This window comes from Dyadobacter koreensis (genome assembly GCF_900108855.1).
In the GTDB taxonomy this organism is placed as follows: Bacteria; Bacteroidota; Bacteroidia; order Cytophagales; family Spirosomataceae; genus Dyadobacter; species Dyadobacter koreensis.
Window position 1 is genome coordinate 812,857 of record NZ_FNXY01000002.1, and the last position, 22,025, is coordinate 834,881.

The 22,025-nt window shown below is 40.5% G+C and carries 19 protein-coding genes; 7 read left to right on the forward strand and 12 right to left on the reverse strand.

The window, feature by feature from the left end:
• Positions 1-51 precede the first annotated feature (51 nt).
• The 3 genes from BMY70_RS07945 to BMY70_RS07955 all read right to left on the reverse strand — a co-directional run bounded on the left by BMY70_RS07945 (position 52) and on the right by BMY70_RS07955 (position 3,729).
• Complete coding sequence (locus BMY70_RS07945; RefSeq protein ID WP_090334314.1) at positions 52-1,770, reverse strand: GMC family oxidoreductase; 1,719 nt, start codon at positions 1,768-1,770, stop codon at positions 52-54.
• Positions 1,771-1,855: 85 nt separating this feature from the next.
• Positions 1,856-2,458, reverse strand: coding sequence for a gluconate 2-dehydrogenase subunit 3 family protein (locus BMY70_RS07950; protein ID WP_090334317.1), 603 nt, complete (start codon positions 2,456-2,458; stop codon positions 1,856-1,858).
• Positions 2,459-2,700: 242 nt separating this feature from the next.
• On the reverse strand, positions 2,701-3,729 hold the full coding sequence (locus BMY70_RS07955) for an acyl transferase (RefSeq protein WP_229209519.1): 1,029 nt from the start codon (positions 3,727-3,729) through the stop codon (positions 2,701-2,703).
• A 189-nt stretch (positions 3,730-3,918) separates the two neighbouring features.
• Between BMY70_RS07955 and BMY70_RS07960 the strand changes: the two genes are divergently transcribed.
• The 3 genes from BMY70_RS07960 (at position 3,919) to BMY70_RS07970 (ending at position 7,750) form a co-directional block, all read left to right on the forward strand.
• On the forward strand, positions 3,919-4,428 hold the full coding sequence (locus BMY70_RS07960) for a hypothetical protein (RefSeq protein WP_090334323.1): 510 nt from the start codon (positions 3,919-3,921) through the stop codon (positions 4,426-4,428).
• A 53-nt stretch (positions 4,429-4,481) separates the two neighbouring features.
• Positions 4,482-4,994, forward strand: a complete 513-nt coding sequence (locus BMY70_RS07965; protein WP_218148608.1) for a hypothetical protein — start codon at positions 4,482-4,484, stop codon at positions 4,992-4,994.
• Positions 4,995-5,059: 65 nt separating this feature from the next.
• Positions 5,060-7,750 carry a BamA/TamA family outer membrane protein gene (locus BMY70_RS07970; protein ID WP_218148609.1) on the forward strand — a complete coding sequence of 897 codons (2,691 nt, stop codon included), beginning with the start codon at positions 5,060-5,062 and terminating at the stop codon, positions 7,748-7,750.
• Between the two features lie 83 nt (positions 7,751-7,833).
• Here BMY70_RS07970 and BMY70_RS07975 read toward each other — a convergent pair whose 3' ends face one another.
• Positions 7,834-9,126: a sensor histidine kinase gene (locus BMY70_RS07975; protein WP_090334328.1), complete on the reverse strand. Its 1,293-nt coding sequence runs from the start codon at positions 9,124-9,126 to the stop codon at positions 7,834-7,836.
• 277 nt (positions 9,127-9,403) lie between these two features.
• Between BMY70_RS07975 and hemA the strand changes: the two genes are divergently transcribed.
• Positions 9,404-10,663, forward strand: a complete 1,260-nt coding sequence (gene hemA, locus BMY70_RS07980) for a glutamyl-tRNA reductase (RefSeq protein WP_090334330.1) — start codon at positions 9,404-9,406, stop codon at positions 10,661-10,663.
• 149 nt (positions 10,664-10,812) lie between these two features.
• Here hemA and BMY70_RS07985 read toward each other — a convergent pair whose 3' ends face one another.
• Entirely contained in the window at positions 10,813-11,622 is an 810-nt protein-coding gene (locus BMY70_RS07985; RefSeq protein WP_090334333.1) for a ferritin-like domain-containing protein, read from the reverse strand.
• Between the two features lie 27 nt (positions 11,623-11,649).
• Entirely contained in the window at positions 11,650-12,354 is a 705-nt protein-coding gene (locus BMY70_RS07990) for a ferritin-like domain-containing protein (protein WP_090334335.1), read from the reverse strand.
• Positions 12,355-12,813: 459 nt separating this feature from the next.
• Between BMY70_RS07990 and BMY70_RS07995 the strand changes: the two genes are divergently transcribed.
• On the forward strand, positions 12,814-14,382 hold the full coding sequence (locus BMY70_RS07995) for a capsule assembly Wzi family protein (RefSeq protein WP_090334338.1): 1,569 nt from the start codon (positions 12,814-12,816) through the stop codon (positions 14,380-14,382).
• A gap of 82 nt (positions 14,383-14,464) precedes the next feature.
• Here the strand turns inward: BMY70_RS07995 and BMY70_RS08000 are convergent, their stop codons facing one another.
• Positions 14,465-15,793, reverse strand: coding sequence for a DEAD/DEAH box helicase (locus tag BMY70_RS08000; RefSeq protein ID WP_090334341.1), 1,329 nt, complete (start codon positions 15,791-15,793; stop codon positions 14,465-14,467).
• Positions 15,794-15,915: 122 nt separating this feature from the next.
• Positions 15,916-16,272, reverse strand: coding sequence for a DoxX family protein (locus BMY70_RS08005; RefSeq protein ID WP_090334343.1), 357 nt, complete (start codon positions 16,270-16,272; stop codon positions 15,916-15,918).
• Positions 16,273-16,480: 208 nt separating this feature from the next.
• Between BMY70_RS08005 and fabF the strand changes: the two genes are divergently transcribed.
• Positions 16,481-17,740 carry a beta-ketoacyl-ACP synthase II gene (gene fabF / locus BMY70_RS08010; protein WP_090334346.1) on the forward strand — a complete coding sequence of 420 codons (1,260 nt, stop codon included), beginning with the start codon at positions 16,481-16,483 and terminating at the stop codon, positions 17,738-17,740.
• Between the two features lie 71 nt (positions 17,741-17,811).
• The gene (locus BMY70_RS08015; protein ID WP_090334349.1) at positions 17,812-18,249 is read left to right on the forward strand and encodes a DUF6526 family protein; all 438 of its coding nucleotides are present in this window, start codon (positions 17,812-17,814) and stop codon (positions 18,247-18,249) included.
• 70 nt (positions 18,250-18,319) lie between these two features.
• Here the strand turns inward: BMY70_RS08015 and BMY70_RS08020 are convergent, their stop codons facing one another.
• The 4 genes from BMY70_RS08020 to purN form a co-directional block, all read right to left on the reverse strand.
• Positions 18,320-18,958, reverse strand: a complete 639-nt coding sequence (locus tag BMY70_RS08020) for a porin family protein (protein ID WP_090334352.1) — start codon at positions 18,956-18,958, stop codon at positions 18,320-18,322.
• A gap of 184 nt (positions 18,959-19,142) precedes the next feature.
• A complete protein-coding gene (locus BMY70_RS08025; protein ID WP_229209520.1) occupies positions 19,143-20,222 on the reverse strand; it encodes a hypothetical protein in 1,080 nt (359 codons plus the stop codon).
• 294 nt (positions 20,223-20,516) lie between these two features.
• Positions 20,517-21,440 (reverse strand): hypothetical protein, encoded by a 924-nt coding sequence (locus BMY70_RS08030; RefSeq protein WP_090334358.1) that lies wholly within the window; start codon positions 21,438-21,440, stop codon positions 20,517-20,519.
• Between the two features lie 6 nt (positions 21,441-21,446).
• Positions 21,447-22,019 carry a phosphoribosylglycinamide formyltransferase gene (gene purN / locus BMY70_RS08035; RefSeq protein ID WP_090334361.1) on the reverse strand — a complete coding sequence of 191 codons (573 nt, stop codon included), beginning with the start codon at positions 22,017-22,019 and terminating at the stop codon, positions 21,447-21,449.
• Positions 22,020-22,025: the final 6 nt, after the last annotated feature.

Sequence of the window (22,025 nt, forward strand, 5' to 3'; positions counted from 1 at the left end):
TTGTCATACTGTTTTATTTACTTTGTATTGTCTTTAATCCTTACGAAGGAATTACAGATTCATCTTTTTCAACTCTTTCACAGCATGATCCGCCGCACGTGCAGTCATGGCCATGTAAGTGAGCGATGGGTTCACACAAGATGCCGAAGTCATGAAAGCTCCGTCGGTCATGTAAACATTCTCCGCGCCCCATACTTGGTTATTTTTATTAAGAACCGAAGTTTTCGGGTCATTACCCATACGTGCTGTGCCCATTTCGTGAATACCGATACCTGGGTGTTTAGACTCGTCATTGTATTTTGATACGTTTTTCAAGCCTGCTGCTTCCAACATTTCCGCTGCATCGTTCATCATATCAACTCGCATTTTCTTTTCATTTTCACCATATGCTGCATCGAAAACAACGACTGGAAGGCCCCATTTATCTTTCGTTTTTGTTGAAAGTGTAAAACGGTTTTTCTCGTCAGGTAGCATTTCTCCAAAACCTCCCAAGTTCATGCTCCATCCGCCTGGCTGGGAAATTTCCTTTTTGAAATCAGCACCGAAACCGTCGATTCCGGCTCCCCGTCCCCAGCTATCACGGCTTGCGCCGCCCTGGTAACCAAAACCTCTTAGATAATCACGTTTGTCATCACCCCAGTTACGGTAACGCGGAACATAAATTCCATTCGCACGGCGTCCGAAATAATATTTATCTTCAAACCCTTCAAAATCTCCACGGGCTCCAACAGCAAGGTGGTGATCCATAATGTTACGGCCAACCTGGTCGCTGTCATTTCCAAATCCGTTCGGGAATCTTTTTGATTTGGAGTTCAAAAGGATAGAAGCTGATGCGATCGCAGAAGCGTTAAGGAAAATAATTTTTGCAAAATATTCCTTTGTTTCCATCGTATTCTGGTTGATCGTCCGGACACCGGTCGCTTTGCCAAGCTTATCGTCATATATAACTTCGGTCACAATTGTATCAGGAATCAAGGTAAGATTTCCCGTTTTCGTTGCAGCCGGAAGCGTTGCTGCCTGTGTGCTGAAATAGGCACCATAAGGACAACCACGCATACACATATTTCTAAACTGACAAGCTGCACGGCCAAGTTCTGTATGGAAATCTTTCGGCTGCGTTAAGTGTGCAGCACGACCCATGATCACATGACGGCCGGCAAATTTCTTCTCAATTTCACCTTTAACGGCTGTTTCAACGCAGTTCATTTGCATTGGGGGCAAATAATTTCCATCTGGTAAAACGTCCAGGCCGTCTTTTGCTCCACTGATACCAGCGAATCTCTCTACGTAGTCATACCACGGAGCGATATCCTTATAACGGATCGGCCAGTCGATTGAAATTCCGTCTTTTGCGTTTGCTTCGAAATCCTGCGGATTCAAACGGTAACTCTGGCGGCCCCACAACAGCGAGCGGCCACCGACATGATATGCGCGGATCCAGTCGAATTTCCGTGTTTCTTCATACGGATTTTCCTTATCATTTTCGAAAAGATATCTGTGCTCCGGATTTGCAGTGTAACCTGTACGCATTCCTGCCCAATACTCTTCCTTTGCCACAGTCGTAACACGGCCGCGATGTTCAATCTCCCAAGGCGCCAGTGTAGCGGTTTTGTAATCAGTAATATGTTTGATATCGCGTCCGCGTTCAAGCATGACAACTTTCAAGCCTTTTTCGGTTAATTCTTTTGCAGCCCATCCGCCGCTGATACCAGAACCAACGACGATAGCATCGTACGTCACTTCTTTCTGACCTTTTATGTTTAAATTCATAGTGAATTCTTATAATATCTTTTAATTATCAATAATTGACTGAGCCGAAAACCGTAAAATCTCAGCTCATAAGTTATAGTTTAAATTACATCGCCCAAGCCTTCTGACCAGGTTTTAAGTCGATGCAACCATCATAACGGCCGGGAACCGGAACGTATTCCAGTGCCAGCGTTGCGCCAGGCTCTGATGTGAAATATCCTAATAAAGTAAGCTCTTTGATCAATTTGAAGAACGGAACACCCTGGTCGTCCGTATATTCTTTTCCTGCTTCTGTAAATTTCTTTTTCGCCTCTGAGCTTTTTTCAGATTCTGCCTTTGCAGACGCTTCAAGCTCTTTTAATATTTTAGTTTGATCCGCTGGTGATGCTTTAAGGAAATCTCTTTTTTCAAGATCTTTTAATCCTGCCGCAAAACTGTTCTGATCTTTTGCTTCGTAGCAATCTTTCAGCATCAGTTCTATAAACTCCCCAACCTTGGCATCTTTCGCTCCCGGAGTATCAGTTTTAGGAATAATTATTTCGGCAACCTCAGATACTAAACTCTTTTGATCAGCTGAAAAAGGAAAAGTAAGACTAGTCGATGTTTCGGTCGACGATTTACAGCCCTCCAGAAAAGCCAGCATGGTCGGGGCAGAAAGAGTTCCACCCATCAATAGTGCCACACGGGCAAGCGCATCACGTCTTTTCATTTTATATACTTTATAGGTTAACAATCCAAAATGTAATAATACATTAGATTAATGCAATTCAAAACAACCCGGCTAATTTATGAAATATTCTCTATTTTAGATCAGTTAGAATTATTCTATATTAGGCTGGAGCGGTCTATATTGCTATAAATCAGCAACTACTTAAACGATTAGAAAATACTTAATGTTTTCAATGCCTTGAAAGTGATCTTTTTAAGAATAAATTAGTCAGGGGAAACGCTTTACAAAACCAGTAAATTGCATCCACGGATATCAGAATTATCAAAACGGCCCATAACATAAAAGGTGCCGGGCTTAGTGCCGAAACGACCCAGGTCCTGCGTTTCTATAAACGAGCAGCTGTCGAGGTTGGCAAGGTCAATCACGTTGATTCCACCGGTTTTTGAACCTGATAAATTATGGTCAAAAATTGAAAATGGATCATTTACATCGCGCAGAAGAATTCGCATCGTGTTTCCCGGAATAAACAAACCACTGCCAGGCGAATAACTTTGCGAGAGCAGTTCGGTCATTCCATATTCCGAATGAATTTCCGGCACCGCGAAACTTCCTTTCAAAATGTCATGAACTTCTTCACGCAGTAATTCCTGACGACGGCCTTTCATACCACCGGTATCCATTATTTTAAGATTCGCGATATTTTTAAAAAAGGAAAAATCGATTCCGCTTTCAGCAAGATCCAGTAAGGCAAAGGTGACACCCATTAAAAGGATATTTCTCCCATCAGGATTTGTTGCCAGATTTTTTAATCTTTTCAGCATTTCATCTGTATTATGCAGATAAAAATTGGAATAGGGAGAATCTGCTTCATCAATAAAATGCTGCATCATATACACGAGAGACGAGTTGTTTCGTTCAAGGTATGAAGGTAGCAGAACCAGCAAATGAAAATTTTTCAGATGCCCGTAATTTTGTTCAAAGATGCTTGTGGAGACCGATTGGTAGAGTGGCGCATCATATAAAGCATGACGGCTGGTAGAAGTGCCGGAAGTTCCGCTACTTTCAAAAATTACCGTTGGCTCTGGCGGCGTTCCGGATTTAATTGTATGGTTTTTAAAAAACTGAATCGGTAAAAATGGAATATGTATCAGCTCAGTTACCTTTTCGATATCAATATTCAGATAGGAAATGTATCGGCTATAAACAGGATTGTTTTTTGCCTGATACTGAAAAATACGTAAAGCGAGTGACTCAAAACCTGCTGGTTTCAGATCAATAATCTGTTGGCGAAGTTGCTGACGTATTTCCAATGGTAATATATTGCTTTGAAGTTCCAATCGTAGTACTTTCGTAATTAGTAGGACAAAGTTAGAAGTTAGTAGCTTGGTTGTGTAAAGTCGCTGTGAAAAATATTCGATGCAAAATCCAGCGCTGGCGTTATTAGGTAAACCTGTAAAGAATCTATTAGCAAGCTCAGAGAAGGGCAAAATTTATAAAATATGAAGTGGAAAATATACCTGTTTTTTGTTTCGTCAATCGCACTGGCGAGTTGTGTTGATATTCCTGACTTTGACAACACACCGAAAATTTATTATAATAGTATTGATCAGAGTACTTTGACAGATTCCTCCGGAAGGAAAATTCAGGAGAATGTTATTGTAAGTATTGATTTTGAGGATGGAGACGGAGATCTTGGTGCTTCGGATGCTGAACGCAGTGATTCTGTAAAATACAGAGACTGGGGAAATTATGAACTTGTAACCTCTCGTCTTGAAGGTGGCAAATGGGTTGATAGAATTTTAGCGCTGGATAGGTTCAAGTTTTTCCCAATGCTCAAACCAGACGGGAAGTCGGGTCCAATAAAAGGAAAGTTAGATCTGAATACAACTTTTTTCTATTCAGGAAGTGCAACACCGGTATGGGTTAAATTTAAAGTCAGGATACGTGACAGAGCTTTGCGGGTAAGCAACCAGGTTCCTACTGACAGTATTTTGGTGCCTGCGTTTTAAAAGATAGTCTGCTGACATTCAATTGGAAAGTGACAATAACATTTTAGAGATCAATGATGAACCTGAAAGTTTGCTTATTTTTCATTATGTCAGTTTTGGTTGCAAGTTGTGTCGATCTGCCTGAGTTTAATGATACTCCGAAAATTTATTATAATAGTATCGATCATTACCCGGATACAAATTCGCTGGGAAACAAAGTTGAGAAAATAATTATAAGCATTGATTTTGAGGATGGTAACGGCGACCTTGGCGCTTCGGAAGCTGAAAGAAATAATTCTGTAAAGTATGCTGACGGAAAAGGAAACTACGAGCTGATCACATGTACTTTTGAGAACAATATGTGGGTCGAGCGTTTTTCTTCCCTGGATCACAATAAGTTTTTTCCAGAGTTAAAACCGGATGGGAAATCGGCACCGATAAAAGGAAAGCTTGATCTTAATACAGAAGCCCCTTTTTCCAATAGCGCGAATTTGGTTTTACATAAGTGGAAAATCCGGATTCGGGATCGCTCTTTAAAATTTAGCAATCAGGTTGTAACAGATAGCATTTTGATACCTAGAAATTAAGAATTTTGTGGAATATACTAGTTAATAGTAAAGGCTGTTGTCGATCTTGATAGCGGCCTTTCTGTTTGTATACCCGTGAAAATCTCGCTGACCGAAACGCGATTTTATGCTCCTTATGGATAAGAGCCGTATATTTAGGAGCTTTACCGGACGCGACGCATATGCAGCAAACTTTTACAAAAAGATATTTCATTTTAATTGAGCTTCTCCTGCTGATTCTATTTTTGCCTGCAAATCGTTTGCTAGCACAGAATTCCATTCGAGACAGTATTGATATTGCCATTTCTCCCGAATACAACGATGTCGGAAAGATTCACCGATTTTTTCTCGGTGAAAATTATCGGAAACTATGGGCGACTCCCGTCCCTATGCGAATTCTTAATTTGCAAAAAGAGCGCGGTGGCTTGGAGATCGTAAAACTTGGCGGAGGAATGCAAACGCGGTCACTACGGCTTAAAGATGAATCAGGCAGAGAATGGGTTTTAAGAACGATCCAGAAATATCCTGAACGCGGACTTCCTGAATACCTGCGTCCGACGATTGCAAAGGAAATTGTTCAGGATCAGGTTTCTACGGGTCACCCATTCGGGGCGCTTATAACGCCGCCGCTTGCCGATGCGCTCGGCCTTTTACATTCGAATCCGGAAATTGTATACGTAGGCGATGATCCGGGACTTGGAGAATACCGGAAAGAATTTGCCAACGCCGCATATTTGTTTGAAGAAAGAAATCCTTTCGAAACTGAAAAAACCGATGCTACCGATAAAGCACAACGTAAAGTCGAGCGCGACAACGATACCCGGTTTAATGAAAAACTAACACTTCGTGCCCGTTTGCTGGATATGGTGATTGGCGACTGGGACAGACATGAGGACAACTGGCGGTGGTTTCCGGAGAAGTCGAAAGGCGAGACATTATATATGCCGGTACCACGCGATAGGGATAAGGTGTTCTACAAAACATCCGGTTTCTTACCATGGTTTCTGTCGCATCAATGGTTGAAATCCAATCTTCAGCCGTACAGCGAAAATATTCGTGATATTAAAGGATGGAATTTTAACGCGCGTTATCTGGATCGTTATTTCCTGAGCCAGTTAGACGAAGAGGACTGGAAAGATGAAATAAGATATGTCCAGGAAAAATTGACACCCGATCTGGTTGAAAGTGCGATGAAGCAGCTGCCAGATAGTATTTATGCTGATCCAACAACGCCACAACTCCATAAATCGCTCTTAGGCAGAGTGCAAAATTTGCCTGTTTACGCCATTGAATATTTCCATTTTCTATCTGAAACTGTAGAAATTCCCTTGTCTGACAAAAGAGAGTTTTTTGATATTCACCACACCGAAAACGGTGATATTGATTTAAAAGTTTTCAATATTAAAAAGGACGGCACGAATGGAAGAACAATCTATAAAAGAAAATTTGATCATCATCTAACGAAGGAGATCAGGCTATATGGATTCGCAGGTGAAGATGTTTTTTCGGTTACGGGACAAACGAAATCTCCTATTGTTGTCCGTATGGTAGGTGGCGACGACGTTGATAGGTTTGAAGTGGACGAAAAGTTGAAAAACAAAAGCAAGCTCTATGTCTACGATCGGTCGGATGAGGAAAATACGCTGCCACCATCATCCAGAGCCAAACTTCGATTATCGACTGATACGACTGTAAATCAATACAACAAGAGGAGTTTCCTGTTTAACCGTTTAGGGCCTCTTTTTCGGGCAAACTATAATATTGATCAGGGAATTCAATTGGCTGTAGGGGGGATTTTCGAGAAACAGGGATTCAGAAAAGAACCATATGCATTTAAAAATGAATTTTGGGCTAACTATTCAACCGGTCGGCAGTCTTTTATTTTAGATTACGTTGGCGACTTTAAAAAGGTATTTGGCAAGAATGATCTTGAAGTAGATGCGCACTTACTCGGACCAAGAAATTTGAGTAACTTCTTCGGGATTGGAAATAACACTCGTTTTATCAATGAAGGAGATTATACCATGTCGTATTATCGGAACCGGTACGATTATCTTACCGTTGATTTTAAACTGAAAAGAAAACTTGAACCCAACCTGACTTTATTTGGTGGGTTATCAACAGAGTTCTATACCAGTAAATCAGAATCCAATAAAAACCGTTTTTTCAACGATTTTAATAAGGAATATCCTGAGTATGGAGTCTTTCAGGATCGTTTTTATGCAGGTGCAATCGCCGGCTGGGTTTATGACACGCGTGATAAAGTCACCATGCCATCCAAGGGAATCCTCTGGAATACAATCCTTTCCTTTAAGAAAAAGGTGGATGGAAACTATGAATCTTACGGCAAACTTGCGACAGAATTCAGATATTATATCAGTTCAAAAAATTCACGGTTTGTGGTGGCAAACCGGATTGGCGGAGGAACAACTGTCGGAGATCCGGCCTTTTTTCAGCATATGCAATTAGGGGGCGTAAGAAGTTTGAGAGGTTTCCATACCAATCGTTTTACAGGAAAAACAATGGTTTATCACAACCTCGACCTGAGATTAGATATACTCCATTTCACATCCTATATCGTTCCAGGAACCTTAGGCGTGATCGCATTCAACGACGTAGGGAGAGTTTGGGAGCCAGGTCAGTCATCAAAAAAATGGCATGATGGTTATGGAGGAGGTATTTATATAGAACCTGCTGAATTAGTTTTGGTCCAGGCCGCTATCGGTTTCTCCAAAGAAAGTGCGCTCCCGTATATCTCGATTGGATTTAGTTTTTAATAAAATCCTAACAAACGAAATAGTTAAATGTAACGCCAAAAAACTTAGGTTATCTCAAATGTCTTAGATGTTGCAGATAAGGATTAGTCCTCAGGAATAACTTCCTCTGCAATTTTTGCAGGAATAAGGATCCTAAATGTGGTTCCCTTACCAACTTCGGAGCTTTTAACAAATAATTTACCACCGTGATAATCCTCAATAATTCTTTTTGCGAGTGTTAATCCAAGTCCCCAGCCGCGTTTTTTTGTACTAAAACCAGGATTGAAAATTTTATTTGCATTGGCCTTCGTCATTCCTTTTCCAGTGTCCTGAATGTCGATCAATATTTGTTTGCTGTTTGGCGGAGCCTGCAATGTCACATGAATTTCACCGATACCACTCATGGCGTCAACCGCGTTTTTGCATATATTTTCAACAACCCATTCGAAAAGATTTTTATTCAGGAGCGCTGTCTGTCCTTCCGACAACTGGTCATGAATGAAAAAGTGAACCTTGGATGAAACGCGTTTTTGCAGATAGGTGATAAAACTGGTAACGATCGTAGATACTGACTCTTGCTTCAGTGTTGGCACTGATCCGATATTTGAAAAACGGGTCGTAATCATTTCCAGCCGAACAACGTCTTTCTCAATTTCATCAGCAATGGAAGAATCGATATTCGGGTCACTGCGGAAATATTCAACCCAGGCCATTAAAGAAGACAACGGTGTTCCGAGCTGATGCGCCGTTTCCTTTGCCAAACCCACCCAGACTCGATTTTGCTCGGCTTTTCTCGCTGCACTAAAAGCCAGATATGCAAGGTAGCCGATCAGCAGCATAACCGTTAGCTGAACAAACGGATAATATCGAAGCTGAGTCAATAAAAATGAGTTGCTGTAATAGATATAACCGGTTTTCCCTTCTCCGATCTGCACAGGTACCGGGATATGCTCACTTTTCATTTTCACTAATTGCGCTTCAATAATCCGCTCTTTATCACGAAGTGAGGCATTTTTAGGGAAATTTATATTTCTGTGGATAGGGAAATTATTTTCGTCAACGTAAATAACAGGTATCTGATAAAAAGTGACCGCGTCCTGAATTACGCCCATGATTACGGTAAAATTTTCATCGTCAGGGCTGTTAACGATATACCTTAGTCCTTCACCATAAAGTCGTACTTCTCTTTCTTCTCTTTCTTCAAGCTTGTCAACCAGATCGTTAGTGTAAAATAGGGAAGCTATACTCAGAATGAGTAAGACCACCCCAATGAAATACTTAAAGTTTCCCTTGCGCTCATAAGTTTCGACTAAAGAACGACGAAGCCTGTCGCTGTTCAATAAAGCTACGGGATGTAATCGGAAACGGGGTTTATTTTTCGGGGTTTCAGCGATCATTTATGGTTTGGACACGTAATGAATTAGCCGTTTGGTAATTAGGCTTACAAATAACGTAAAATAATCGTGCTTAGTGGATTTTATCGGCATTTTCATTTGTTCTCTTTGTCATATAAATAGATGACCCAGGTCATTTATTCACCATGACGTTAGTGAGAAATTTACATAAGAAAAGGCGGTTTTATTTATATGTCTTCTAAATAAAGGGAGGCTCTTTGTTAAGCGTTCCTATTGTAAATTTTGTACTGTATTTTTGTGAATCGAATTAGACCTAGTGATGTATAATCATTTCAAATCAATAAGTTTATCACATCGGAATGCCCCACTTTCCATTAGAGAGCAACTAGCTCTTTCGGAGGACAGCGCGAAGGGTATGATGCTTCGTTTGAAGGATTTCTTTGAAGTTTCCGAAGTTCTTGTCGTTTCTACCTGCAATCGTACTGAGATATATTATTCTTCGGCTGAGGACCTTAATGAAGATATTATCAAGCTTCTTCTTATAGAAAAAGGTATTTCTGACACCGAGCCTTTTCTTGACTATTTTGAGCGTTTTTCAGAGGGAGATACAGCCGTAAAGCATTTATTTGAAGTAGCAACAGGGCTTCATTCCCAGGTTGTCGGGGATATGCAAATCCCGAATCAGATCAAACATGCATATCAATGGACAGCTGATTTAAACCTGGCCGGGCCATTTTTACACCGGTTGCTTCACACCATTTTCTTTGCAAATAAACGTGTCGCTCAGGAAACTTTCTTCCGTGACGGCGCTGCTTCTGTTTCTTACGCCGCAGTAGAATTATTGGATGGTTTAATGCCAAACCCTAAAATTTTAGTTGTCGGTTTAGGGGAAATCGGGACGGATGTCTGCCGTAATCTTGCCCAGAAGGCAGATGCAGATGTTACTTTGGTAAACCGTACACGTACGAAAGCTGATGTTTTGGCACAGGAACTTGGATTTAAAGTTGCTGATTTTGAAGATGTTGAATACGAAATTTCACGAGCAGACATAATCGTTTCTTCGATAGCGCGGGATGAACCTTTCTTTACCAAAGAAATGATGGTTCGTTTACGCGGAATGTCTTTCAAATATTTTATTGACCTTTCGGTACCACGCAGTGTTTCTCCGGAAGTAGAAGAAATTCCTGGTGTGATGTTATACGCGATCGATTCAATCAAATCGAGAGCGGATGAAGCACTTTCCCGTCGTTTGGAATCAGTTCCTCAGGTAAAAGAAATAATCGGCGAAGCAGTTCTTGAGTTTAACGACTGGTCGAAAGAAATGATTGTTTCTCCGACTATTCAAAAGCTGAAAGGTGCTTTGGAACAAATCAGGAAGGAGGAGCTGGGACGTTTTACTAAAAACCTGAGCGACTCAGAACTTGAAAAAGTAGAACGTATTACCACAAGCATGATGCAAAAAATCCTTAAGCTACCTGTTTTGCAATTGAAAGCTGCTTGTAAAAGAGGAGAGGCAGAAACCCTGATTGACGTTTTAAATGATTTGTTTAATCTGGAAAAACAAAAGGAAAGTCACTAAGAAATACTGGCGTAAATTATATAAAAGTCCCCGAATCGCTGAAAAGAGTTTCGGGGTTATTTTTTGTCACAACACTAATATAAAAAGATCGGGACGCGCTGTTGCGACCCGATCTATGCATTACCTTACCCTCCACAATATTTATATTATCACAACGACACAACAAATGGTCCTGCGATTTTAAGAACTTCTGCCATTGTAAGTGGTTCGTCGAACGACTCAGTGATTGTAGCAAAAGAGATATTTTCAAGTCCGGCAATACCTGGCAGGTTCAATCCGCCTTGTACTACTTGTCCTTCACTCGTTTCTCCTTTATAAACATCACCTGGGAAACCAGCGTCGTTTGTGATCCAGCTTTTAATTGATTTATCGCCTGAGATCTTCGAAAGGATTTTTCTGGCGATAGAAGCGTGACGAGCCTCTACTGAGTGTATTTGAAGCGCGTACTGAAGCAAAAGGGGCTCAGAAATAAGATTGCCAGCCTGTCCTTTGTATGCGCGAACCCCTGTATCTTCGAATGCTTTAGATAGCGTTACGAAAGTTGGGAAATCCGTAAAAGCAGGGAATGCACCTTTTGCCGTGAAATCAAAAGTTGGTTTTTTAACCGCATTTGCACCCAGCGCCGTCACAAGGAATTTAACGTGGTTTCTTTCATGAATACCAATCTGAGAAAATACTGCTTTGTATTGAGCAGGAATCAGATTTGCTGTGTTGTTACCAATTTCGTAAAATTCGTTTTCCAGATATTCAAGTGTAAGTGCATAGTTCAAAACTTCTAATGCTGTTGGTGTTGCAGCATAAGCTTTGTTAACAACTGTTGCAAATGCAGTAGGTACAGCCGCAGCAGCCAGCGTACTTCCAATGCGGTTCATAAATGTGCGACGCGAAGCATGCTCTAGGCGACCTATTGCGTCACCGTCAATCTTTTGTAAAGTATCAAATATATTGAAGATATTCATGTCTGTTGAAAGTTAAAGAGTTGATTATTAAACTGGCAATTGTGAGTAACCGATTCTGTTCATCACAAATGGCTGAACTGAAGGAAGGATAACAACCGGTGGAAGTGCAACATCAAACCCATCACTTGTTGTAACAATATCATCCCCAGCGAAGAAAGCTGTGTCAGGCATCAGCAAATCACGGATTGCTGCTGCATGGCGAGCTTCTACTGAAACGATCTTGCCTGCCAATAATAAATAACCAGCGTCTTTAATAAATTTACCTGCGCCATTGTAAGCCTGAACTCCGGTATCTTCAAATAATTTCGCAGCGCCCAATACACTTGCACGATTAGAAAAATCGATTGAAGTAAAGTTAGGAGTCAGCCCTTTGATCGCAGCAGATCCAAGAGCAGCCTTAAAGAATTGTCTGTGAACGATTTCATGATCACGGATATCAGTAAGGATCATTTTCTCTTCTTCCGTAATACCTATGAACGGAGAGGCCAAAACTTGTGTGTAAAATGCCGCTTCCAATTGTTCCAAAGCGTATGCATAGTTTAGAATCCCAACGTCACCAGAACCCAATTCTACAATCTGATCACTTTCCAGATCGTGGTCTGTACATGCACCCAGGATATATGCGCCGGTAGCGGCTGCTACGCCAGCAGATCTAAGGAAGTAGCGTCTGTTCACTTTCACCAACATTTCGTTGTCGGTCGAAACTGAGTTTTCTGATAAGGTTTTTTTCATAGTCGTGATAGTTTCTTAATATAAGCGTTCGTTGAAATGAAAGAATTTTAAAGACTTACGCCGTTGAAATGAAAATAGATTTAACGCTAAAAAAAATATTTGGTAAATCGATTCGTTTGCCAAAGTTCGTTTTGTATTTAAGCTGGAATGATGTCTGGAGAATGTGCTTTTTTATAGGATATTTATCAGATAAAAATTTTTAAGTTATTTTCTAAAAAAAATGACCTGGTACGAATTATTGTATTTGATAACCATTTTATTTTGAGAGAATCCCGTTGGATAAGAATATGGCTTCAACAGAAGCAGATTAAGGAATCATCAACAATATTTACACAAAGAATTTTTTAAGGTGTTTTTCACTAATTTGCCGTCCAGGCGGAATCTGGCCAAGGTTATTTTTCGTAGGTATTGCTTTTAAGTAGCCCCATTTATATTAATACACTTTTACCTCCACCCAATATGGCGTTAATACGCTCCCGGATACTTCAATTATGCCTGCCTTTTCTTAAACGGAAAGTCTGCTCTGACTTTTCAAATTTTTATAAATTCTCAATTATTACACTTGCAGCAGTAGCCTCGACAGACAAGTTTGCGGCTGCACAAACAGTACATCTTAGGCCTTCCGCAGAAATTGGTACTTATATAGGAACAAACTCTACGACTCCATTTTGGCTGAGGGCAAATCAGTTCGGCGTTGTTCCGCTCACTATGCCTGGCTTCGCAGGAAGATTAGGTATGGTCTACGAGTCTTATGTTCCTTCAGATACCAGCAAAACAAAACGTTCGAAAATCAGGTGGGGAGCCGGTGCCGAAACTGTGCTGAATACAGGAAGAGGTGACACGAAGGTCTTTCTTCCGGAAGCCTATGTCAAAGTCCGTTGGAAAAGTCTGGAATTCTGGGGCGGACGAAGAAAGGAAATTCTGGGAATTGTTGATACGACGCTCAGTACGGGCTCTTTCACTTGGTCAGGAAATGCACTTCCTGTGCCTAAAATTCAGCTGGGTTTTCCTGATTATGTTCCGCTGAAATTTCTTAAAAGTTTTGTGGCCATAAAAGGATTTTACTCGCATGGATGGTACAATACGCCGTATATTCAGAATGCTTATCTGCATCAGAAGACCTTATACGGGCGATTTGGAAAACCAAACGGGAAATTCAACATGCAATTGGGCGTAGTACATAGCGTCACCTGGGCGGGCGAAGCAGATTATCTGAAAGATAGTCCGTTAGCGATTGACGGAAAGCTGACCGATAATTTTGGAGATTATCTATGGGGTGTAGTTATTGGAAAAATTCCGAAAGTTTACAGAAATACGCGTTTCACGAATTTTGACGGAGAAAATCGTGTAGGAAATCATGTCGGGCAATATGATCTGGCTTTTGAATACAAGCTCGACAAATCGAAACTATTATTGTATCACAATCATCCCTTTGAGGATGGATCTGGTTTGCAGTTACAAAATATCCCTGACGGATTATACGGTTTTAGCTGGAAACGTCATCCTGCCGGAAAATCTTTTGTCCAGGTAAGAGGGGTGCTGTTGGAATACATGTTTTCCAAGGATCAGTCGGGTGCTGGTTTTGATGTGCCGGGGACGCGTTTCAAAGGAAATGATAATTATTTTGATCATGCGCAGTACCGGGAAGGGTGGTCCTATTTCGGAAAGGGAATGGGCACACCATTTATACCTCCTACAAGTGAGATTAACCAGGAGCAATACGGTGGCGGTGAGTTTTTCTCCGATAATCGCGTTGTCGTATATCATGCGGGACTGGAAGGAACTGTCTCAGGAGCGATTCAGTGGAGAACAAAAATTTCGTATAGCTCAAATTTTGGTACGAACAACCGTCCGTTTGAACCGACAGCAAAACAATTTTCCTATTTATTACAGGTCGATGCGCCGATATTAAAATGGGGCGATACGCGTTTAATCACAAAACTTGCTATTGATCAGGGTGATCTCTATCCTTCTTCTGTTGGTGGTTATATTGGACTAAGAGCTACAAGTTTCCGAAAAAGAAGATAAAAACTGGACATTTCAAAACAAAAAAGCGGGGGTTAAAGCTTGCGCTCAACCACCGCTCTTGTTACAGAAATGTCGAATATTTTTATTTCTTGGGAGCCCTTTTTATAGGACGCCCATATTTTTTCATTTTTTCTTCCGCGTGATTTCTGCGAACATTGACCTTTTTATTCTTATCAATTTTTTCATGAAATGCTGCGCCGACAGTTCCCTTTTTAGGCAATTTTACGTCAACCGTTTTCATGAAGATATGCGGCTTTTCAAGCTCTGTCAATACTTCAGAAATTTTCAGATTTTCAGGTAAAGGCAACATCGGAATCTGATAGTTCATCAAACCTTCGATATTTTCCTGGAATTCTTTTTCCTTTTCTGTAACAAATGTAATGGCAATACCTTTTTTATCGGCACGGCCCGTTCTTCCGATCCGGTGGATATAATTTTCAGGGACTTCCGGTACATCAAAATTGAAAACGTGCGAAACCTCAGCAACATCGAGCCCACGGGCAATTATATCGGTAGCGATTATTAACCGATAATTTCCTTCGTGGAACTGCTTTACCGTGTTGAAACGGTGATTTTGCTCTTTATTGGAATGGATCACGCCAATCTTTTCTGGGAATTTCATTTCAAGTTGAGCAAATAACTGATCGGCCAAGTGTTTTGTAGCGCTGAAGACAAGTACTTTCGACATGGATTCATCTTCGCTCAAAAGCAGTTCCAAAAGATTTACTTTAGTGTAAAAATTAGGAACATCATAGGCCATCTGCTCGATATTTTCCAACGGAGTTCCAACGGGAGCTGCCTCAATTCTGACAGGATTGTTGAAATACGTTTCCATCAATACCTCTACTTCCGGAATTAAGGTTGCTGAAAACAAAAGGTTTTGTCTTTTCTGAGGAAGAAGATCAAGGATATTTTTCAACTGCGTGCGAAAGCCAAGATTCAGCATTTCATCCACTTCATCGATAACCAGTTTTTTGATAGCTTTTGTCTTCAATGATCCGTTTAAAGCAAGATCAACCAAGCGACCCGGTGTGGCGACAACTACGTCAGCTCCATTTTTCAGCTCGGCCATCTGCACTTTAATATTGCCGCCGCCGTATACTCCCACTGCGGTCAGGGTCATATAAGCCGCCAGTTTTTTTACCTCTTCCACCACCTGGACCACCAGTTCACGGGTTGGCACGATGATCAGAAGCTGAGGCAATCTGTCTTTGGAATATTGCATTTGCCGAAGCGTCGGCAACAAATAAGCGAAAGTTTTACCGGTTCCCGTTTGGGCAATACCGCATACATCCTTACCGGACATCATCACAGAAAATACCTTTTCCTGAATCGTCGTAGGCGTTGTATAACCCAGATCTTCAAGCGCGTTCAGTAAAGGTCTGTTGAGATTTAATTCTTCAAAAGTCATAACACAACTGCTAAATAATCCGCAAAGGTAATTCTATTATTGCGTAGATGACGACTTCTATTGGCAATAAGGTCAATTATTGTTTTTTTTAAAAATTCAGACAAGTTAATTGCTGGAAAATATTACAACTTTGTATAAACCCAGGCCCCCCAAATCAACAGAAACTGGAAAGGAAGGCGAAGAAAAGCAATCCATAAATATGGATTTTTGTCCTGATAAAAACTGACAGCCATCTGAATATTGGCTGGAAAAACCGCTATAAGAAGTAAAATAAGAAGCCAGGCGCCGATATGCCGGGTAGCCGGAATGATTAGCAAAATGGCAAATATGATTTCACATGCACCGCTGACATAAACGAGTTGCAGAGGGTAAGGTAAAAACTTAGGCATGATACCCAGAAACACACCTGGTTTTAGAAAATGCGTGATGCCAGCTGCGATAAAAAATGCGGACATCAGGTAAAGGAAAAAAAGCTTCATTCTGAATGAAATAGAAAATGGTTTAATCCTTTGTGCTGAATGTAATATATAATTTTTTGCCAGCAATCTAAAATCAAATTAAGAAGATAATTTATGCTTAATAGATTTAATCGAGGAACGATTAAACCATTTAAAAGCTTTATTACCTTTGATGAATAACAGGAGACTGCAAAGAAACTCAGAGTAGCCCAAAAATATAACTCAGTAAATGAAACTTGTCGGACAATTAAACCGTGTAGTAATAACAGGTCTTGGTGCTTTGACCCCGCTTGGGAACAATTTAAATGACTTCTGGAATGCTTTGGTAAATGGTGTGAGCGGCGCAGGGGCCATCACCAAATTTGATACTACAAACTTCAAAACCAAATTTGCCTGCGAAATAAAAGGATTCAATCCACAGGATTTTTTTGACCGCAACGAAGCCAGGAAATATGACCCTTTTACGCAGTATGCGCTGGTTTCTGTCGCGGAAGCTGTTAAAAATGCTGGAATTGATTTTGATAAATTAAATAAAAACCGTGTCGGAGTGATTTGGGGAAGCGGTAATGGAGGGATTTATTCTTTCCAGGAAGCGGTTTCCGAATATGCTACTGGAAATGGAATTCCACGTTTCAACCCCTACTTTTATCCTAAAATGATTGTAGATATCGCCTCAGGTGTTATCTCAATTAAATATGGTTTGAGGGGAGTAAATTTCACCTCAGTATCGGCCTGTGCAAGTGCCAATACGGCAATTATTGAAGCCTTCAATTTTATTCAGTGGGGAAAAGCAGACATGATTATTACCGGTGGCTCAGAAGCGCCGATTTATGAAATTTCTGTTGGAGGTTTTAATGCTACAAAAGCCTTATCCACTAACAATTCCAACGCTGAAACGGCATGTAAACCTTTTGATCCGGCACGCGACGGATTTGTGATGGGGGAGGGCGCTGGCGCAATTATTCTTGAAAGTTATGAGCATGCCGTCCAACGGGGTGCAAATATTATTGCCGAGATCGTTGGTGGCGGAATGACGGCCGATGCATATCATTTAACGAGCACACATCCGGAAGGCGAAGGCACAGCGCTCGCGATGCAGCTTGCCTTGCAAGAAGCCGGAATCTCTGCTTCGGAAATAGATTATCTGAATGTTCACGGCACAGCTTCGCCCGTTGGTGATATCAGCGAATTATATTCAATTGAAAGAATATTCGGGCGGAATCCGGATTTGAGTATCAGCGCTACGAAATCGATGACGGGACATTTACTGGGAGCAGCAGGAGCAATTGAAGCGATCGCCTGCATTAAAGCAATCACTGACGATATTGTTCCCCCAACAATTAATACGACTCAAATCGAACCGGACTTTGAAGGGAAATTTGATATGACATTGGGAACTGCAAAAAAGAGACCAGTTAATTATGCAATGAATAACACGCTGGGATTTGGCGGGCATATTGCTTCGAGTATTTTCAAGAAGTGTCAATAATGTTGCAGCTAATAATCTGATTAGTCACTAGGTATGATTATTAAGTAGTTAGCTTAATATTTATCAAACTCATGGAAAAACAGAATTATAAAAACCACGTTCGCTACTATCCGCCTCATCACTTTGTATTTTATCCAGTTCTACTGATTTTACTCGGATTTAGTATTTACTACATTTCCCGATATGAAGAACAGTCATTAATCTGGACCTTTATGACCCTGACATTGTTCATGATAGGGTATGTTGCTTTTATGCTTCGCCAGCATTATGCACTAAATAATCAGAACAGAATTATTCGTCTGGAACTTCGTTTCAGGTATTATGTTTTGACCGGTCAGCGCCTGGAAACCTATGAAGACATACTTTCCGAAGGACAATTGTTTGCGCTTCGATTTGCGTCTGACGAAGAGCTTCCGGTTCTGGTAGAGCGAGTCTTAAAAGAAAACACAACGCCGGATGAAATTAAGAGGTCAATTGTAAACTGGCTGCCTGACCGTATGCGGGTTTAATAAATTTTAAAATGAAGAAGGCATCCAAACTGGATGCCTTCCTGCTTATAGATGAAGTGTAAAATGACGGTTATCTTGTTCTTAGACGGCCTGATTTCTTGTCATAAGTTCCTAGTGGAAAACTTAATCCAAGGTTAATCCCAAGGTTCCGGTTTTTGAGGTTTTCATTATTTGCACGTGATACGTTCAGCAATCCCATACCATAACGAACATCAAAATTTAACCAAACTTTCGGGCTAAGCTCATAATTAAGACCAGCTCCACCAGTGATCCCTAAGTCAAAAATATTATAGTAGCGCATGTTATTCGGTCTTTCAATACTGTTTCCGTCTTTATCTTTTGCACTGACAAGGAAGTTCAAGCTAGGTCCAACAAATAATTTTGGACGAAGGCGATCACCGAAACGCCCGAAGAAGAAAGTGAACAACAAAGGAGCCTGGATATAATTTAAATTAACTTCGTTTGTCTTCTCAAATACTTTCGCACCCAATTGTGTAAAAAGTAGCTGACCGCTAAATCCGAAGCCTGTTTTGGAGCTGTAATTATAAAAAGCACCAACAGTTAAACCTGGTTTCGTGCTTGTTTCACGATTTCCGTGAAGGTTGGCAAAAGATACACCGGCAATAGGTCCAATTGAAACATTTTCTTGCGCTGAGGCAGCAGAGATGCTAAGAGTAAGTGCCAGTAATAGAATAATACAATTTCTCATATAAGTACGATTAAGTTAATTTAATTCGTACTATCCAATTACTGTGCCCGAAAGATAGTTTATCCGCGTTTTATCTAGATGGTTTGTTATCAGCCAAATATAAGATGGTTGCAATTTTCAGTACGGGGATATTATTGGAAATTTGTGGTGTGATGTCCACAAGTTTTATGCCCCTTACAAATTATCATTCGTCGTCCTCGTCGTCGAAGATGGTCATATTTGGTATCTGGTACGTTTTAAGAAACGTTTTCAGTATACTTGGTTCCTTCCATTTTTTCAGAGTGTACTTAATCTCTTTAATTTCAGATTTTACTTCATTAATGTTCGTATTAAATTTCACTACCACCGTTGTCATGGAATTGACATGCTCCGGCTTTAATCCGCATAAATATGAAATCTGCTGCTGTAAATCCTCCTTTTCCTTTTCCAGTTCATCGACCTGCTCTTTTAAAACGAGATTATAATAGGTGAGTTGTTCTTTACCCAGATTCTCCAGGTGATCCTGATCAATTCGTTCAAATTCGATCTGTAGTTTTAAAAGTTCAAGCAGATTATTTTCCTGATACGTCTGCGTTACCTTTTGCATAATTTCCGTTTTACGCAGTTTCTCAGCTTCATCCGTTTCAAGATCCGGGTGAAAAGCTTTCACAAGATCCATATATACTTTTCTAACAGACTTGGTTGTTTTCTGTTTTTGCAGAATTTGTCTTGCCTGTTTTGCTTCCTCCTGATGTGCTTTTACCTTTTCTGCACGTAATTCTGCCTTAATTTTTTCTTGTTGTTCAGGATCCAATTCATGAAAAGCTTCTTCTTCGGTAATTTCATTTTCTTCGGCAAGAAGTTTCGTATCGATCAGTTGAGACTCAGCTCGTTTTAATTCTCTAAGTGCCGTTTCGAGGTCAACTTCGCTGTATTTATTGAAAAGCGGGAGCAATTCTTCAAACTTATAATTAATGATCAGATCGAATGAAATCTCCGAGATCAGGTAAGCCAGCTTGGTAAGATAAGCTTTTCTGTAAAGATCTTTCTCGTACATCCGGTCCAGATGTTTCACTAATTCCACCCGGAATTCCTGATATTCCATCACAATCGGATTGTATTCTTTTTGTACTCTTTCGATCAAAAGTTCGTATGTGCTTTTCAGCTCAGGAATCACTTTATCCAATTGCTCGATACGCTCGGATAGCTGATTAAATTCTTTTTGACGTTTATTTAAAACTGTCTTTGGCTGTCCAATTCGCAGCACACTTGATCTTTGCATCATTGTAATTTTAAAGTATTCATGTAGCCTTTTAGCTATATGTAAATTTTTTTTGTCGGATTCCAGCTTTTTTACCGGTCGTCCGATACGTTATTCAGCTAAGTAGACAAGCCAATAACTTTTGGGAAAAAACGCCAAGTTAGCGACCCGTCCGACGGTTTTTTCACCGTCGGACGGGTAATAAAAGCCTTCATTATTAAACCATAGATGAAAAATGAAATTTTTTTACAATCAATCGTCCAAAGATTAATAAGATTTCCCGCAACCAAACAACAGAAATAAACACCAGGATAATTCCTAAAATCCCAACTCCTGATAAGAAATCAAAACAATAGCAACAATCGCAAGAACAAGTCCTAAACGGTTCAGATTGTTAAGTTTTTCTTTATATAAAACCCAGGCAGCAAAAGAAGAAACCAGCATACTGAGGATGTTATAGATTGGAAACACAAATGCGGCGCTGTTGCCAAAAGAGCCCAAGGCAAGCAAGAGAAAATATAGGGAAAGAAAATTGGGAACGCCAAGTATCAAACCACCAATGATGCTTCGAGGCAGTAATTTTTCTCCACCAAAAACGATCTTATACAACAGCAACAGTGTTCCGATAAGAATAGCGCCTGAACACGCAATGATCATAAACAACGTCGTTTGCTCCGGACGATAGTACTGCATCGTCAGATAGTTGATAAGCGTATTATTGGTACCGCTTGCCAAAAAAGTAAAAACAGGCAAAAGCCAGGCATATGACACAACTGATATTTCCAACGGTTGGCCATGCTCAAATTCGGTACTCTTTTCTTTTTTCTGAATAACACCCAGTGCCAGTGCCGTCAGCGCCACCACAAGTCCGGTATAATTAAGTACAGTGAATTCCTTATTTGTATTTTTAAAGATAAAAAGACCAAATAGTACAGGAATCACCAGGGACATATTTCCAGCCAAAGAAGCAGCCGTGACACTTACTTTCTGCGCCGTCAGACCGATCGACATGAATGCAATCACGAACAGGGTTCCAAGAGCGAGCGTCAGAATTGTTCCTTCCGATGTCCATTGTATTTCTTTGAAAACGCTAATATCGGGTGTCAAAAATAATCCTGTAACCACACAGGAATAATAATTGAAAACGACAGCATGGAATGAGTTAACCCGATATTTCGGGTACGACCGCATGATCAGATATAGTGCGACAGTGAAAAGGACGGAGAGTAAAAAGTACAGCATATTGATTTAATTCAGACCGGAAAGGACTTCATCAATGACTTTTGGAAAATGTTTGTGCTCCAGAAGATGAATTTTATCGGCAACATCATCCGGCGAATCGGTCTCCAAAATTTCACAGCTTGTTTGAAAAATAATATTTCCCTCGTCATAATGCTGATTTACAAAATGAATCGTGATACCTGATTCTTTTTCTTTGCTGGCAACAACCGCTTCATGCACGAAACTTCCATACATACCTTTGCCACCGAATTTTGGAAGCAGGGCCGGGTGAATATTAATCATTCGTTCAGGAAATGCTTCGACCAGTTTTGCTGGAATAAGCATCATGAAACCTGCCAAAACGATTAAATCAATCTTACTGTTGGTTAAAAGGTCAAGGATCTTATCAGTTTCGTAAAAAATTGTTCTGTCAAAAACTACAACAGGAATATGTAGCTTGCGAGCGCGCTGAATCACTCCGGCCTTCGGATTATTTGTGAGTATTAAGGTTACCTGCACATCAGATCGTTCTGCAAAATATTCGCCGATTTTTTCAGCGTTAGAACCGGAACCCGATGCGAAAATGGCAATACGTTTCATTCTTAT